Here is a 16551-nt window from a genome sequence, read left to right on the forward strand (position 1 = left end):
ATGTTTACTCTAGTAGACACTTTCCTATCTTTAGTATACTATTAAAGTTACTCCATTTCAACCGTTTTCAGTTCAACCGGTAAAATTTCTTTATAAACAGTGGCCAGACCCTCAGTAAATTTACGCTATATCGATGTGAAAAACCATCACTGCAAACGGTTGATGTGCTATAATATAAGAAATATAAAATAATGATGGCGATGCAACCGTGCGTTATCGCCCGCATTCAGTTCTAATATCTGCTGCAGAAAGGAATAACCTAAATATGAAAGATCTCAGCACCAATCATCATAATGCCGCCACGCCCCCCGACCAGCAGGCCCTGATCAACCAGAGCCATGAGTATTTCACCGCCATCTTTGCCGGGCTGGAAGTGGATTCCCACCCGATTTATGATTTTCCCGAGCACCTCAGCCGGGCGGCCGGCCCCGATGCTGCGGTCAGCAGCGATTGGTCGCGGCGCTTTGACCCGGCGGCGATCACAGCCCTGCTGACCAGCGCCCAGGTCAGCCCGGCGGTGTTTTTTTTAGCGGCCTTTGCCTATGTTCTGGCCAAGTTCAGCGGCCAGGACGAAACGGTTTTGTGCTTTCAGCCGGCTCCCAACCGCGACGGTATCCTGCCGCTGCATCAAAAGATTGCTGAAGAGCTGTCGCCGGAGGATTATCTGGCGGCGGTTCAGAGCCATTATCAGGCCACCTGCAACCATCAGCAGCTGAGTTTTGCCGAGCTGGCCCGGGAACTGGATCTCAGCGCCGATCTGCGCTTTGTTTATAATGACACGGCAACCGCCCCGGAGCTCGGCCACGCCCATCTGGCCGCGGTAATCAGCCCCAAGGGCGACAGCTATGCCCTGGCCCTGCACTACCGCAGTGACCTCTATAAAGAAGAAACCATCCTCAATCTGGCCGATCTGCTGGAACGGACCATCGACGGTTTTCTGAGTGCTGCCACACTCTCCGAAATCACCCTGATTTCCGCGGCCGAAGCCCTCCGCTGTGAAGCCTTTAACCGCACTGCCGTCCCCTACGATACCAGCCTGACGATGGTGACGATGCTGCGCAATCAGGCCCAACGCACCCCGGACAACATTGCTCTGGTCTATCAGGACGTGCAACTGACCTATGCCGAGCTGGACGATGTCACCGACCGCCTGGCCAAACATATCAAAGGCTTTGGCATCGGCCAGGAAGACATTGTCCCGATTCTGCTGGCCAAAAGCGAGCTGATGACAATTGCTTCAATCGGGGTACTGAAAGCCGGCGCCGCCTATCAACCGCTGGACCCCTCCTACCCCAGCGAGCGGCTGAGCTTTATGATTGGCGACACCAGCGCCCGGCTGATGATTGCCGATGCCGAACTGCTGGACCTGGTGCCAGATTACGCCGGAGCGGTGATCCTGACTAAGGACATCAAGGCCCTGCCCGACAGCGATATGGTACTGACTGATCCCCGACCTGAGGATCTGATGATCATGCTCTACACCTCCGGCTCCACTGGGGTGCCCAAAGGGGTGATGCTGGAACACCGCAATCTGGTCTGTTTCTGCCACTGGTACAACCGCTACTTTGATCTCGATGAGAGCGCCCGGGTGGCGGCCTATGCCAGCTTTGGCTTTGATGCCAATATGATGGACACCTATCCGATTTTGACCGTCGGCGGGACCCTGCATATCATTGCCGATGAGATCCGCCTCGATCTGCTGCGGCTCAATGACTATTTTGAAGCCAATGGCGTCAGCCATGCCTTTATGACCACCCAGGTGGGCCGCCAGTTTGCCGATACCATCAGCAATTATTCACTTAAGCACCTGTCCACCGGGGGCGAGAAGCTGGCCACGATCCACCCGCCCCGTTACCATTTCCACAACCTTTATGGCCCCACCGAAACCGCCGTCATTGCCACCAGTTTTCTGGTCGACGACGACTATGATAATATCCCCATCGGTAAGGCCCTGGACAATGTCAAGATCTATATCCTCGACCGCTTTAAGCGACCGGTGCCGATTGGCGTCCCCGGGGAGCTGTGCATTGCCGGGATGCACGTCGCCCGGGGGTATTTAAATCGTCCCGAGGCCACCGCTGCCGCCTTTGGTCCCAACCCCTTTGATGATGTCGCCCCCTATGACCGGATCTATTATTCCGGCGATATCGTCCGCTATCTGCCCGACGGCAATATCGAATTTGTCGGCCGCCGCGATGCCCAGATCAAAATCCGCGGGTTCCGGGTCGAACTGACCGAAATCGAAGCGGTGATCCGCCAGTACCCCGGCATCAAGGACGCCACCGTCGTCGCCTATGATGATCCCAGCGGGGTTAAATACATTGTCGCCTATGTGGTGGCTGATAGCCCGGTTGACGTCGCCGCGCTGAACGCCTTTATCGAAGCCGAAAAGCCGCCCTATATGGTGCCAGCGGTGACGATGCAGTTAGATAGCATCCCGCTGAACCAGAACATGAAGGTCAATAAAAAAGCCCTGCCCCAGCCGGTTAAACAGCAGACCGATTTGACCCCGCCACAAAACCCGACCCAGCAGAAGATCTATGACTGCGTCGCCAAAATTCTCGGCCACGACCAGTTCGGCATCAACACCGACCTGCAGGAGGCCGGGCTGACCTCGATTGGCACCGTGACCCTCAACGTGCGGCTGTCCCAGGCCTTTGGGGTGGTGGTCAAGAGCCGGGATTTAAAGGAGCATCCGACCGTGGCCCAGTTGGAAGCCTTCCTGACCAGTGCCGCCGCTAGCGCCCCGGCCACGGCCGCGACCAAGCAGGACGCCTACCCGCTGACCCAAACCCAGATGGGTCTGTTTGTCGAATCGATGGCCAAACCGGAAGAACTGCTCTATCATATTCCCTTCCTGTTTAAACTCCACCCCGATGTCGATTTGCCGCGGCTGAAAACCGCCATCGAAGCGGCGATTGACGCCCATGCCTATATCAAGACCCGCTTTTTTATGGATGACGACGGCGAAATCATGCAGCGGCGCCGGGATGACAGCCCCTTTACCCTGCGGATCCGCGATTATCTGGATAAAGACAAGCTGGTCACGCCCTTTAAACTGATTGACGGCCGGCTCTTTAACGCGGCCCTGTTTCAGACCAGGGACGGCAACTATTTCTTTATCGATATCCATCACAGCATCTGTGACGGCACCTCGCTGGTAATTCTGATTGAGGACATTAACCGGGCCTATGGCGGGGCGGCCCTGGAGCCCGAAAGCTACAGCAGTTTTGACGCCGCCCGGGACGAACAGCAAAGCCGGGCCGGGACCGAGTATCCCCAGGCTCAGGCTTATTTTGCCGACCTCTTTGCCGGCTGCGACACCGACTTTTTACCCGGCCCGGACAAAAACGAAACTGAAAAAACCCTCGGCATCGTCAGCCTGATCCCGGCGCAGCTGGAGGTGGCCGCCGTGGCCAGCTATTGCGAAGCCCACAAGCTCAGCCCCAATGCCTTTTTTGTCGGCTTGTTCGGCTATCTTTTAGGCCGCTACAATCATAAAAACCACAGCGTCTTTACCACCATCTACAACGGCCGCAGCGATTCCCGGACCGACCGGGCCATGGGGATGTTTGTTAAAACCCTGCCGGTAACCTGTCAACTGGGGGTTCCCGCCAGCGAACTGTTTACCACCACCAAAAACCAGCTGATCGACAGCATGGATCACGATATCTACTCCTTTGCCGAAATCAGCCGGGCCTTTGGTATCAACGCCGAGGTGATGTTTGTCTACCAGGGTGATAATTTTGAGTTTGACCAACTCGCCGGCCAGCCCACCGAAGCCCTGGAAGTAATGAGCGAAGGGGTCATCGCCGCCATTTCGGTGGAAGTCTCCATCCGCGCAGGCCACTACTATTTCCGGGCCAGCTTCGAGAGCAACCGCTACGAAGACAGCTCGATGGAGGCCCTGCTTAAAAATCTGGCCCGGGCCGCCGAACAGGTGCTGGTAACCGATGATCTTGAGCAGATCTCGCTGCTCTTTGATGAACCCCGGGCGATGGTTGACGATCCCCGCTTCTACGGCCACACCTTTGTCGATCTGTTCACCGCCGCGGCGGCCCAATACCCCGATCGCCCCGCCGTTCAGGACCGCCTCGGCAGCATCAGCTATGCCCAGCTCGATGCCGCTTCCGACGCCCTGGCCGTGCAGCTGCTGGCCGCCGGGGTCAAGAAAGGGGACTTTGTCGGGGTGCTGTCCGGCCGCACCCGGGCCTTTATCATCGGCGTTATCGCTGCGATGAAAGCCGGCGCCGCCTATGTGCCGCTGGACCCCGAATACCCGGAAGACCGGATCCGCTATATGCTGGAAGATTCGGCCGCCGATATTCTCCTCTATGTCGACGAATACCAACAGCTGACCCGCTTTTTCCCCAACCAGACCATCAACCTCGATGCCTTTGCCGCCGCTGACGGCCATCAACCGGATCAAAGCTGGACCGCCAGTAAGCCCCAGGGCGAAGATCTGGCCTATATGATTTACACCTCCGGCTCCACCGGCAAACCCAAGGGCGTAATGATCAGCCATGCTAATCTCAGCAACCTGATCCTCAACGAAACCGTTAATCAGCAGGTCAGTGAGCAGACCCGCTGCGCCCAGTATTCCAGCTTCTGCTTTGACGCCTCAGTCTTGGGGATCTTCCCCTATCTGGCCAACGGCGCCCTGGTCTATCTGTTTGCCGAAGCCGACCGCAAGGACGCCGTTAAGGTTTGTCAGATTTTAAAAGACGAAGCCATTAACGTGGCCATCTTCCCGACCCAGATGGGCGAGATCATCATCGACAATATGACCGGCCCGTCTGACCTGACCCATATCATCCTCGGCGGCGAAAAACTCAAGCATTATTACGACCGCCCCTTTACCGTCGTCAATGCCTATGGGCCCACCGAAAGCACGGTGGAAACCACCTGCTTTAACGTCGATCAGGAATACCATAATATTCCGATTGGCAAGTCGCTGATCAATGTCCGCTCCTATGTGGTCGATGAGCAGCTGCGCCCGGTGCCCATCGGGATGCCCGGCGAGCTTTGCCATGCCGGCCGCCAGATTGCCCGGGGCTACCATAACCTGCCCGAAAAAACAGCCGCCGCCTTTGTGCCCAACCCCTTTGCCAGCGGGCCCGATGATGGGCTGCTGTACCGCACCGGGGATATGGTTAGACGCCGGGGCGATGGCCTGATTGAATACATCGGCCGGATCGATTCCCAGGTCAAGATCCGCGGTTACCGGATCGAACTGAGCGAAATTGAAGGGGCGATGCTGGCCCACCCGGGCATTAAGGAAACCGCCGTGACCGTTCTGGAACAGAGCGGCAACCAGTATATTATCGGCTACTACACCGGGCCCGCCGCGGCCATTGACCCTAAGGTCTGGCACCATCTGCTGCTGTCGCAGCTGCCCGAGTATATGATCCCGACCTTTTATGTCTTGCTCGAGACGATGCCCCTGACCCCCGGCGGCAAGGTCGATAAAAAAGCCCTGCCCCAGCCGGAAACCGGCATCAAGACCGCCGACTATCTGGCTCCGGAAACGGCGCTGGAAAAACAACTGGCGGAAATCTTCGGCGCCACCCTGGGACTGGAAACCGTCTCGGTGCTGGACGATTTCTTTGCCATCGGCGGCACCTCGATTTCCGCCACCAAGGTGGCGATGAAGTGCCTGAGCCAGCAGATTCCACTGGCCTATGCCGATCTGTTTGAGTACAAAACGGTCCAGAAGCTAGCCGCCTTTGTTGAAAAACACGTTGCTGAAACAATCGACCCCGCCGACGTCGTCAAAAACTTTGACTATAACAAGCTGGCGCCGGTGCTGGCCGAAAACGACCTGAGCAACCTGGCCAGCCTGACCACCCGTGAGCTGGGCGATATTATCCTGACCGGCGCCACCGGCTTTTTGGGGACCCATATCTTAAAGGAATTCCTCGATCATTATGACGGCAAGGTGACCTGCTTTATCCGCAAGGGCAAGGCCCGGTCGCTGGAACAGCGGATCAAAACGATGCTGGTCTACTATTTCAACCGCGATTATGATGAGCTGTTCGGCAGCCGGATTTTCTGTGTCGAAGGCGATATCACCAATCCCGACAGCCTGACGGCGCTGGAGGCGGTGGCCGCTGATACCGTTATTAATTGCGCCGCCTGCGTCAAGCATTTTGTCGCCGACGATACCCTCGAAAAGATCAATGTCCGCGGCGTCGAAAACCTGATTGCGCTGTGTCTCAAAACCGGCCAGCAACTGATTCAGGTCTCCACCGTCAGCATCGCCGGGGAAGGCATCAACGGTGCCCCACCCCAGGACAAACGGATCCGCGAAAACGAGCTGTACTTTGATCAGAGTCTCGAAAACGCCTATGTTCATTCCAAGTTTCTGGCCGAACGGGCGGTGCTGGCTGCCGTCGCCGATGCCGGCTTAGCCGCCAAGATCATGCGGGTCGGTAATCTGATGAGCCGCAACAGTGATGGCGAATTCCAGATCAACTTCCTCCATAATGGCTTTATGCGGGGCCTCAAGGGCTATAAGATCCTCGGCCAGTTCCCCGTCAGCGCGCTGGGTCAGGCGGTTGAGTTTTCGCCGATTGATACCACCGCCCACGCCATTTTGAAGCTGTCCCAGACCAACCGCGAGCTGACCGTGTTCCACCCCTACAATAACCATACCGTCTATATGGCCGACGTGCTGGCCGAAATGAACGCCTACGGCTTTGCCATTAAGGTGGTCTCTGACGCCGACTTCGGCGCCGCCCTTCAGGCCGGCATGGCCGATGCCGAGGTGGCCCCGGCCATTTCCGGGCTGATTGTCTACCTGACCAGCGACACCACCAACCACATCTACCCGATTGATCCCGAAAACCGCTTCACCACCGAAGTGCTGTACCGGATCGGGCACGGTTGGCCGATTACCAACGAAACCTATATGCACAAATCAATTGCCGCCCTGGATGGGCTGGGCTTCTTTGATCTGGACGAGAATTAAACACGACAATTAAACAAAACAAAAACAGGCCGCGGGATTAACCGCTGCCTGTTTTTGTTTAAACTACCGTAACGCCTAAACCGCCGGGTTGGGGCTGCCGCACTGGGGACAGAACTTGCCCTCTGGTATCAGCGCGGCACCGCAGTGTTGACAGCATTTCGGGCCATCATCAGCCACTGCCGCGGGCTGCAGCAGCGGTGCTTCGCGCACCCCGGCCAGGTGTGTTTCGGCCAGCACTTCGGGTTCAATAAAGCGCTCGGTTTCCTTTTCCCGGGCGACCATCGCCGCGAGGGACATGCCCGGAGCATCACCCCAGTCATCGTCGTCCCGCCAACACAACCAGGCAGCCGCAGCATAATCCGCCGCCCGAACCGGTGGGTGTTCTCGGCGTTTGGTGGCCACATAATCCATCACCATGTCCCGGTCATCCGGGTCAAAGCACAGGGTGATGCGATCCTCCTGGTTTCCCGAAACAATCAAACGGTCAGGCCCAGCTTCTTTAACGGCGGTGATCTTGTGCCACAGAATCGCCGTCCGATCCAGCGGTGCCGCCCGGTAGTCGGTACCGGGCACCGCCGCATAGCCAACCCGAAAACCCGTCAGGGCGGTCAGGCCGGGCTTTTTCGGCATCCGTTTTTCACGCTTGACAAAAATACCCAGCTCATTAAGCAGATATTCCGAGACAATCACGGGCTTTTCGCCCGCCGGGCTGGTTGATCTGGACCAGGTCATTTGTTTCATAACTTTCTCCTTAGTTTGTTCGATTATAACCTTTTCTGGGTTGCTGGTCTTATTATACCCGATCAGCCGGGTAGATTAACAGCTTTTTTAAACATAATGGCGTTAAAACGACACCCAAAAAAAAATACCAGCGCCAGGGTGATGGCGGTACTTGCATAAATTACCATAATAAATCCTCCTGATTAATTTTTTAGATGTTTGATAAAATGACCCGGTTTATTTGTACACATACACATCATTGTGTTATAATACGAAGTGTATAAGTACAAGATCGGGGGTGCTATTTATGATCTGCAACACGAACATTCAAGAAATATTAAATAAAAACAATGGTTTTATCACCGCCAGTCAGGTCACCGCGGCTAATATTCCCCGGCGTTGTCTGACCGAATTGGTGGATAAAAACGAATTATACAAAATCAGCCGGGGTATCTACGCGCGACCGGATGTCTGGGAAGATGAGCTGTATGTTCTTCAATACCGCTATAACAAAGGGATTTTTTCCCATGAAACAGCCCTGTATCTTCACGGGATAAGTGATCGTACCCCAATCAAATTTCATATGACCTTCCCCCACGGCTATCATGCTACCTCGCTTAAAAATGAAAATGTTATTATCAAAAGAGTTATTTCGGACATTTACGATCTGGGAATCACCGCATTGCGATCACCCTGGGGCAATACGCTGCGGGTCTATGATATCGAACGTACCTTGTGTGATATCGTCAAGGGAAATAACACCTGTGACATTCAAATAGTGAATCAGGCAATGAAGGCCTACGCCGAATCTAAAAATAAAGACATTAATAAACTCATCGATCTAGCCGAAAAACTGCGCGTAAAACCTAAGATATTAAACTATATGGAGGTACTATTATGATCACCACTAATGCCATGCAGTTAAAAGCGATTGTCGGTCTTGATACGCGAACGACGATGGACCTCGATACAACAATCAAAGGACTCACATTAACTCATGAATCCATTCAAGACATTTTTACTGAGATTTTACAGATCAACATCGACGATAATATTAACTTTGAGCTTATCAATATAACCGATATTCGTGAAACCGACGATTATCCTGGTATTCGTGTAGGATTAAAAGCTAATTATCCGCCGATGAGTGTGCCTTTATTTGTCGATGTCACCACCGGTGATAAAATCACCCCCCGTGAAATTGAATATAGCTTACCACTTCTTTTTGATAACCGCAGTATCAGAATAAATGGCCAAGGTTCTTGACAGTACTCAAATGCAAAATTTCTGGAAGAAATACCAGAAAGATTTTGACTACGCCAAAGACATAACCTATGAAGCCACTTGCAACACCATCACTGCGATTCTGGATAAACTAGTTTAGTCGAGCCCATTCCCCTCCCCTTACGCCTCCGGCCCCTGATAACGCGGAAATTTCTGGGGATCAGCGACGACGCCGTCGATGGTGATGGCGCCGGTGGGACAGAAATTGTAGCAGCGCATGCAGGCGGTGCAGCCCGTGGAAAAGACAAACCGCTCGCCCTTAAGGCGGATGCTGCCGGTGCCACTAAAATAAAAGGTTGAATCGTTCATCGCTGCTCCTTTTCTCAATCATCTCTTTTAATGCCACCTTAAACCCCGATCACGCGATTGACAAAGACCGCCGCAATGGTCGGGTCGAACTGGGTGCCGGAGCCCTGGACGATGACAGCGAGGGCCTGGCTGGTGGTCACCGCCGGGCGGTAGGGCTGGTCCGTCAGCAGTGCGTCATAAGCTTCGGCCAGCCCGATAATCCGTGCCAGCAGCGGAATTTTGCGGCCGCTCAGGCCCTTGGGATAACCGTTGCCATCCCACCATTCGTGGTGGCCCAGAATTGCCAGCGCTATTTCTGACAGTTCGGCCGAGTTATTGGTAATATGATAGCCAATTTCAGGATGCCGCCGCAGGGTCTCCCACTCAGCGGCAGTCAGCGCTTCTTTTTTCGTCAGTAGCGCCGGATCAACAGTGACCTTGCCGATGTCGTGGAGTCGCGCCGCCCAGTTGAGGGTCTCGAGTTCCGCCTCGCTCAGTTCCAGAGCCACTCCGATCTGGCGGGCATAGCGGCTGACGTTGTCGCCGTGGTTTTTCTCGGCCCCGTTTTTCTGATAGAGCGACCCCATAATCGTGCGGATGGTGTCCTCCCGGACCTGGGGTTTTTGCCGCAGCTTATGTTTGTACATCATGTTTTCAGCATTTTTGAACACCACCATGACTTCTTCCGACAGTTGTTTTTTGGTGTCCCAGCCAAAGGCGATCGAGAGGATTCCCTGGTCAACCGGGGCCAGCGCCACCGCCTGGTTCAGCCGTTCAACAATCTGCGCCGTGGCTTCCGCATCAGTGTTGGGCAGTAGCAGCACAAACTCATCACCGCCCCAGCGGGCCGCCACATCATTGGGCCGACAGAATTTCTTGAAGACTTTGCCGCTTGCGTAAATCACCTCGTCCCCGGCCAGGTGGCCAAAGGCGTCGTTGATCATTTTCAGGTTGTTGATATCACCTATAATAATCGACAGCGGAAAATGGCGGCGGCCGTCGATGCGCTTGAGTTCTTCCTCAAAATAACGGCGGTTGTAAAGCCCGGTCAGATGGTCGTGGTAGCTCAAGTAGGCAATCCGTTCGCTTTGGGCCGTGCGCTCCGAGATATCCCGAAAAATCAGCACCACCCCCGTGGTCGCGCCCTCGCCGTCCTTGACTGGAGTGGCGCTGTCTTCAATATGAAAGCGGTTGCCATAGCGGTCGGTGATGATGGCATGGTTGCTTGAAGCGGTGCTGTGATCGGTTTTTAACACCGTATCGACCGGATTGACGACCTCATATTCAGCGTTTTCGTGGGACAGGTTAAAGACCAGATTAAAGCTTTTGCCCCGGGCCTCATCGTTAGTCCAGCCGGTCAGCTCTTCAGCCACCCGATTGAGCATCGTCACCCGCTGCTCCAGATCGACAACGATGATGCCGTCGCCGACGCTTTTCATCACCCGGTCGAGATTCTTATGGCTGCACTCCAACTGATTGATCAGAAAATAGATCCCCGACGCGACAAACAGCAGGATACTGGCCCGCAGCAGTGGCGCCATCAAAAAAGCACCGTTGCTGAGATAGTCCATGACGATATGGAAAGCGCCCAGAAACATCGCCAGCTGGATCACGTACCGTTTGTACCACAGCCCCACCATCACAATGACGACGTAAAACAGGTGGGTGTAAACCACATCGATGCCCTTGAAATAATTAAAATAAACCGCCACAAAAATCGTCCCCAGCAGGCACAGGCCGACGATGGTGATGCGGATTTGATGATTGACGGTAGCTTGAAATTTTTCCATAAATTAACCCTCTCTTTGATGATGATGGTGATTTTAGTTGATTGAAGGATGTTATTTTCAATCGCCAACGATAAATGCCCTGCCGACCGTTACAGCATTTTGGCGAGTTCGATTTTGCGATTACTCCAGCCCATGGCAGTGGCCCAGCTTCGGCATTCCTGGCGTTCGGCGGGATCGGGTGATTGATAGATGGTGTTAATCAATTCAGCAAAGCCGCCCATGCCCCCGACATCATCCATGACATAACCGCCCTTTTTCTGAATGCAAACGGGCTGGTGTTTGGCAGTGACGATGGCCGCCGCTTCAGTAACCCAGTATTCATCTAAACCATCCTGCTCCGGCAGGGTTTTGGTTGTTGTATGCCGGGTGATTTCGACGATCCAGTTATCGCCAAAATCATAATTGTAGATCAATTTTTTGGTCACCGGTCGGGGGATCTCATCATCGAAGATCTGAGTCAGTTCATCAAACTCCGCCAGCCGTTGGTTTCGGGTGCCGAGAATGGTTTTTACCGCCAGACGTTCCAACAGCTCATCAAAACCGGAATCAAAGGAAATGGTCGACTCCAGCTCGGCGATGCTGAGATCCAGAGGCGGTGCCGTGCGGATAATTTTGGGTTTTTCCCCGGGAAGCGCGGTTAAACCTTTGGTCCGTTCATAAAAATCATGAAACGATTCCAATACGTCAATAACCGGAAAGCGCGCCAGCAGTTCTGTAATGCTGTCCTGTGCGTTTATAAAATCTTCGCTGCGGTTACCGTTGACAAACGGACCAGTATATTTTTTCCGGAGCCAGCTTTTCATGTTGCCACCGGTATAGTCGTCATCCCAGAACTGCTCGTTGAGATCCGTGACGATGCCCCGAAACAGCACCCCCGCCAGCTGCGCCCATTCCCGGAAACGCAGATCAGTCAGCCGCTCATAATCCTTTTCATCAAGACGAAAAGCCCGGAGATGTGAGTTCTGCCAGCCAAATAGTCGCTGAACGGCATAATGGAGCTGATGCAGCGTCATCTCCGCCGGAATCAGCAGATCCCGGGTGATGGTGCCCCGTTTGGTCGCATCGGCATGTTGCATCAACAGCCGGGTTGCGGCCGGGCTGCTCCACGGATTAGTCAATTCAAGATGGAGCAACAGCGGGGGTTCAGAAGATAATGGTTGCGTTGGTTGAGTTACTTTCTGGTTCATTTTTACACCTCGATTATTCCATTCATCTGATTTTTCAATCAATTGGCGGGACTGTTCCGTTTTTCCATTACATCCACCGAAATGGCGCTTTTTTATAAGTTAATAAATTAATGTCAGGCACGGTATGCATTCCAAACCACTTTCAAATCTTCATAGGCAAAGAGTGGGATGTCATAGAGATCACCAAACTGCTGATAAATAATGGCGGAAGCCTTAAAGAGACTGTCGATTGAATTAATCGTTGGTAGCACGATTCCCAACTCTTTTGATGCTGTTTTGACCCGCTCGTCCGGTACGCAACAAAACTCACCGGGGATACTTGGGTAAATACCCTGACAACGGAGTTCTCTGAGAATTAATGGAATCTTGATACGCATCCGTTTTTGACCTGTCCCCAAGCCATCAAGGCTGGCAAGGTAGTCAATGAACAATGCATAATCATTTAAACGGGCGGCCAGCTCAAGCTTTTCCTTAATCATGATCCAATTTTTCGCAATGACGACGACACTAGCATAAACGTCTTTCCGAAAGCAGACTTTTTTCCGAGGCACAACGCCACCACATTCTGAAACAATCCAAGCCGCATTTTTATCTTTTTCGGCCATTTCGTTATTTACAAAATCGATATCAAGCCATTGGTCACGGTAGTATTTTTTTTTGATTTTTAGATAGGTCACAAAATAAGCAGCATTTTCCCATTGACCTGTTCGCGACCAGGCCGATGCCAGCACGAACAGCAAAAACAGATCTTCTTCCGTTTTTAAATCCAGGTCCATCTTGACCCCATCGGGAAAAATGATATTGAAATCATGAGTCCAGCCCAGGTATTGAGCTTCTTCGTTTAAATTAATATACGAGATCCTGTCCTTATTATTAATTACTGCGGTGATTAGTTGTTTTTTCAATTGAGACACCCCATATAGTATATTCTACCCTCGTTAAAGACGCCACGTTCGTAAGTCCAGCTACCGGCTCAATCAACACCGCCAGCCTTTCCTCGGCCAGATCGTTAAAAACCGGCGCCGCACTATTTCTTTCTAGCAACCATCATTGCCATCTATGCTATATTGATCCCACTTGCTAAATAAATTAGGGACAGGCACCGACAAATTTAATGGGCTGAAACGGGTTTAGCAACACCAGCTATGGTTGCGCCGGGACGACCTGGGCTAACAAACCGAATTTTTCCAGACAGGCAATGTAGTTGGCGACCAGATAGTAGTTGTCAAGATCGGCCTGATCCAGACCGGCAAAGGCCACCAGTTCATCGGCCAGATCAGTGCTGCCCTCCACCATCACAAAGGCGGTTTCGTGCTCCAGCCCGACGATGATCGGGGCGTCGCCATAAAGGGCCTCCCGCTGTTCGTACAGCCGGACGCCGCTACCCTGCCGGGGGATGCGAAAGACCACCGGCCGTAAATCCTGGCCCGGCGGACATTTTTCGGCAAAGGGCCGATTGCCGGTAATATTGCCGGTGACTACGGCCAGCGCCGCGGCCGTGTCCACCGCTTCCAGCGGATAGCGTTCGCTCAGATAGGCAATCACCTGAGCGGTGCTTTTACGATTGGGCACCAGCCGCGACTGGTAGGTTTTAAAGACGGACTGCCAGTGGGCAATCAGGGCTGGGGTTGGGGGTGTGGTTAGCATGGGGGGGGACCTCCTTTTGGGGGATTTTTAGGCTTTGATCAGACCTTCCACTTTCTTTTGTAAGGCCGGGTTTGACAGCCAGATGGTGGTATCAAAGACGGCCGGAAAATCAAAACTCCTGGCCGTCACGGGAAACTGGATGACAATCTCATGGCGACTGACGCTTTTGACTGTCCCGGAGCCAAAACTTTGATGGGTGATTTTTTCGCCGATGAGTTGAGCGGGCGACCAGCTCTGGCTTTGTTTTTCGCTGGGTTCAACTGTCGGCCCGGATTTGAGCGCGGTCAGAATGCCGGGGCCGTACTTTTCCGCCTTAATCGGCCCAAAACCGGATATCTGCTGCAATTCTTCGATTGTTCTGGGTTTCTGACTGATCAAATCTTCCAATTGCTTATTATTGAAAACCACATAGGCTTGCACGTTTTCTGTGCGGCTGGTTTCCAGGCGATAGGCTTTAAGTTTTGCCACCAATTCAGCATCGGCTGGTTGGGCTGGCGATGGTGGTTTTGCCACGGGGTGGGATTCCGTCGGTTTTTCATTTGTTACTGGTTGGACGGCTGCTGCAACAACGATGGTTTCTGGGGTTTTGTTGATCCGTTCCGCATATTTTTGAGTATAATCGGTTGGATTGGGTTTGTGAAGCGCAAGAATTCTTTCGGCACATTCTTTCATCATCTTTTCCGAACTAGGCAGTTCTTTTGACAGCTTATTCTGATTCTTGATATGGGTAATCAGCTGATCGGCCCGGATCACCTGATCCTTTACCTCTTTTTTGGCGTACTTGGCATTGAGGACCGTCTTGGGATTGGCAAGGACGACAATACTGCGATAAAAGTCATCAAACGCCTTATCTGAAAATACTCTGGACAGCGAATTTTTGCGACTTGCCCGATAAAGCTGTTTCATAATTTGAAAATGACGCTGGTTCTGGGTGATGGGCGAATATACCCCTTCTTTAACCGTTCGACCATTCCAGGGATAACTCCTGACAAAATTCCCCTGGTTGTCAATATCGATATTACCGTAGAGGTTCTTGCATTCGATTAAAAAAATCAGTTTCCGGGTGACCACCACATAGTCGATCTGTGCCGTCAGGTCTTCAAATTCCAGGCGCAGGTCATGAATGATAACCATCGGCATACCGGCGTTTTTCAATTCAAAGGCAATGTTTTTCTCCCCGACTTCGCCATAGCTGGCCAGGGTGATTTCCCGGGCGATGTCATCTTTGACCTTGCCGGTGGCTTTTTCATGAAGTTCTTTGAGCCGGGCGATATGTTGGGTGGTGTCGGAATCTTCTTTCAGGAAGATGGGGGTGGCGTTGGGGGTGAATAGGGACATGGGCGGGACCTCCTCTAAATTAGTGCTAAATCTCTGAAAACTTGTTTTATGCTTACCACTAGGGATAGACAGTAAATATAAGTTGATGTCAGGCGCTACCATATGCTTCTTCGGCCAGTAATAAATTAACGTCAGGCACCGTCAGATCACAGGAATCTGATCCATTTATAGGATCATTGTTTCGATTGGTTTGAGTAAATCCGTTCGGGAATAGGGTATGGTTATGGTAATCCGTCCATCTGCATAGCTGGCGACTTCATACTGATTGAAGTAGACGCAGACCCCGGAATCGGTCAGATAATATTTTGCATCGGCACCTAAAAGTTCGTATACCTTGTTCAGGTCGATATTTTTATTATTCAAATTGGCAAATTCATTGGTTAGTTGTGTCTTTAGCTGGGATTCATCAATACTTAAAATATCCCCCAGCAGCAATTCTTCCCCGGTTTTGGTATTGAAGGTATGGGCGGTGAGTTCGTGATAGCCATGAGTTGAACCGACAAAGTTTGAATAAACATCCTGCTGTATTGATAACAGGTTATTTTTGTTATAAACCTCATAACAAACAACCTCCATCTGACTCCGTGTATCATATTTGATAAATGAGTTTTTTCGGCTATCCGAGTTGTTATTCCAATAGTTAATCGCTTTCGTAGTAAATTCTGGAATTTTTTCCTTCCATTCCTTTTCCAGCCCATCATAAAGCGCATTGATTTTGGCCAGAGCCTGGCTGGTTTTGGGAAAAACCGGACGCTGATAAGAAAAGTTAACTGTTTTGTAATTGTAGTCCGGGTCAACGATGGCATCCTGATAGGTCACCTGATATATTACCTGAAGCGGCACATAGGTTGTTTCATTGATTATCTTTTGATCATTGGCCTTCGCACTTTCAGTTGTAGCTGACGTGCCATTATTGTTCTCACTGTTCTCCTCTGTCAAAATCGTATTCGTTGCGGATTGTGATTCTATCGAAATTACATTCGTTACGATTCGTGAATGTGTTCCATTCTCATCGACAAACAGCCTTTTTAGTGTCACGTTGCGATCCACCGTAATTTCTCTTTCATATTTTGTACTCTGCTCAGTTGGGTCGCTTCCATCTAAAGTGTAGTAAAGAATACCACTCTTTGGTTTATCAGTTTTTAACGTGACCGTTTTTCCATCCTCTGACAATTGCGTCGTAAACACAGGCATTGCAACGCTTGTTTTTTTCGATCCAACATCCAATAATCCCAGGTTTATTACAATCAAAAAAATGATTACCGTCAGAATTGGCCATAAAATCAAGCAAATTAGGACTATCTTTTTAACACTATCTTTGTTTCCT

General features: G+C 52.0%; 11 protein-coding genes. 3 read left to right on the plus strand and 8 right to left on the minus strand.

What is annotated here, in order from left to right; genetic code table 11:
• The first annotated feature begins 265 nt into the window (after positions 1-265).
• Positions 266-6970 carry an amino acid adenylation domain-containing protein gene (locus ABGU93_RS02875; protein ID WP_347412002.1) on the plus strand — a complete coding sequence of 2235 codons (6705 nt, stop codon included), beginning with the start codon at positions 266-268 and terminating at the stop codon, positions 6968-6970.
• 75 nt (positions 6971-7045) lie between these two features.
• On the opposite strand, the gene ABGU93_RS02880 is transcribed toward ABGU93_RS02875, so the two are convergent.
• The gene (locus tag ABGU93_RS02880; RefSeq protein WP_347412003.1) at positions 7046-7711 is read right to left on the minus strand and encodes a hypothetical protein; all 666 of its coding nucleotides are present in this window, start codon (positions 7709-7711) and stop codon (positions 7046-7048) included.
• A gap of 286 nt (positions 7712-7997) precedes the next feature.
• Between ABGU93_RS02880 and ABGU93_RS02885 the strand changes: the two genes are divergently transcribed.
• Both ABGU93_RS02885 and ABGU93_RS02890 read left to right on the plus strand, forming a co-directional pair.
• Positions 7998-8591, plus strand: coding sequence for a type IV toxin-antitoxin system AbiEi family antitoxin domain-containing protein (locus ABGU93_RS02885; protein ID WP_347412004.1), 594 nt, complete (start codon positions 7998-8000; stop codon positions 8589-8591).
• On the plus strand, positions 8588-8956 hold the full coding sequence (locus ABGU93_RS02890) for a nucleotidyl transferase AbiEii/AbiGii toxin family protein (protein ID WP_347412005.1): 369 nt from the start codon (positions 8588-8590) through the stop codon (positions 8954-8956). The genes ABGU93_RS02885 and ABGU93_RS02890 overlap by 4 nt, the downstream gene beginning before the upstream one ends.
• A gap of 138 nt (positions 8957-9094) precedes the next feature.
• On the opposite strand, the gene ABGU93_RS02895 is transcribed toward ABGU93_RS02890, so the two are convergent.
• The 7 genes from ABGU93_RS02895 to ABGU93_RS02925 form a co-directional block, all read right to left on the minus strand.
• On the minus strand, positions 9095-9283 hold the full coding sequence (locus ABGU93_RS02895; RefSeq protein ID WP_347412006.1) for a 4Fe-4S binding protein: 189 nt from the start codon (positions 9281-9283) through the stop codon (positions 9095-9097).
• Between the two features lie 38 nt (positions 9284-9321).
• Positions 9322-11052 carry an HD domain-containing phosphohydrolase gene (locus ABGU93_RS02900; RefSeq protein WP_347412007.1) on the minus strand — a complete coding sequence of 577 codons (1731 nt, stop codon included), beginning with the start codon at positions 11050-11052 and terminating at the stop codon, positions 9322-9324.
• A gap of 89 nt (positions 11053-11141) precedes the next feature.
• Positions 11142-12239 carry a hypothetical protein gene (locus ABGU93_RS02905; protein WP_347412008.1) on the minus strand — a complete coding sequence of 366 codons (1098 nt, stop codon included), beginning with the start codon at positions 12237-12239 and terminating at the stop codon, positions 11142-11144.
• A 113-nt stretch (positions 12240-12352) separates the two neighbouring features.
• Positions 12353-13144, minus strand: a complete 792-nt coding sequence (locus ABGU93_RS02910; protein ID WP_347412009.1) for a hypothetical protein — start codon at positions 13142-13144, stop codon at positions 12353-12355.
• Between the two features lie 238 nt (positions 13145-13382).
• Positions 13383-13886: a hypothetical protein gene (locus tag ABGU93_RS02915; RefSeq protein ID WP_347412010.1), complete on the minus strand. Its 504-nt coding sequence runs from the start codon at positions 13884-13886 to the stop codon at positions 13383-13385.
• 27 nt (positions 13887-13913) lie between these two features.
• Complete coding sequence (locus ABGU93_RS02920) at positions 13914-15224, minus strand: NERD domain-containing protein (protein WP_347412011.1); 1311 nt, start codon at positions 15222-15224, stop codon at positions 13914-13916.
• A gap of 165 nt (positions 15225-15389) precedes the next feature.
• Positions 15390-16475: a chitobiase/beta-hexosaminidase C-terminal domain-containing protein gene (locus tag ABGU93_RS02925; protein WP_347412012.1), complete on the minus strand. Its 1086-nt coding sequence runs from the start codon at positions 16473-16475 to the stop codon at positions 15390-15392.
• Positions 16476-16551: the final 76 nt, after the last annotated feature.

Origin of the sequence: Acetobacterium sp. (assembly GCF_039830195.1) — a bacterium.
Lineage (GTDB): Bacteria > Bacillota > Clostridia > Eubacteriales > Eubacteriaceae > Acetobacterium.

Bases quoted from the DNA above. Each gene is read 5' to 3' on its own strand.
- ABGU93_RS02875 (WP_347412002.1), top strand. From the start codon at position 266: ATGAAAGATCTCAGCACCAATCATCATAATGCCGCCACGCCCCCCGAC.
- ABGU93_RS02880 (WP_347412003.1), bottom strand. From the start codon at position 7,711: ATGAAACAAATGACCTGGTCCAGATCAACCAGCCCGGCGGGCGAAAAG.
- ABGU93_RS02885 (WP_347412004.1), top strand. From the start codon at position 7,998: ATGATCTGCAACACGAACATTCAAGAAATATTAAATAAAAACAATGGT.
- ABGU93_RS02890 (WP_347412005.1), top strand. From the start codon at position 8,588: ATGATCACCACTAATGCCATGCAGTTAAAAGCGATTGTCGGTCTTGAT.
- ABGU93_RS02895 (WP_347412006.1), bottom strand. From the start codon at position 9,283: ATGAACGATTCAACCTTTTATTTTAGTGGCACCGGCAGCATCCGCCTT.
- ABGU93_RS02900 (WP_347412007.1), bottom strand. From the start codon at position 11,052: ATGGAAAAATTTCAAGCTACCGTCAATCATCAAATCCGCATCACCATC.
- ABGU93_RS02905 (WP_347412008.1), bottom strand. From the start codon at position 12,239: ATGAACCAGAAAGTAACTCAACCAACGCAACCATTATCTTCTGAACCC.
- ABGU93_RS02915 (WP_347412010.1), bottom strand. From the start codon at position 13,886: ATGCTAACCACACCCCCAACCCCAGCCCTGATTGCCCACTGGCAGTCC.
- ABGU93_RS02920 (WP_347412011.1), bottom strand. From the start codon at position 15,224: ATGTCCCTATTCACCCCCAACGCCACCCCCATCTTCCTGAAAGAAGAT.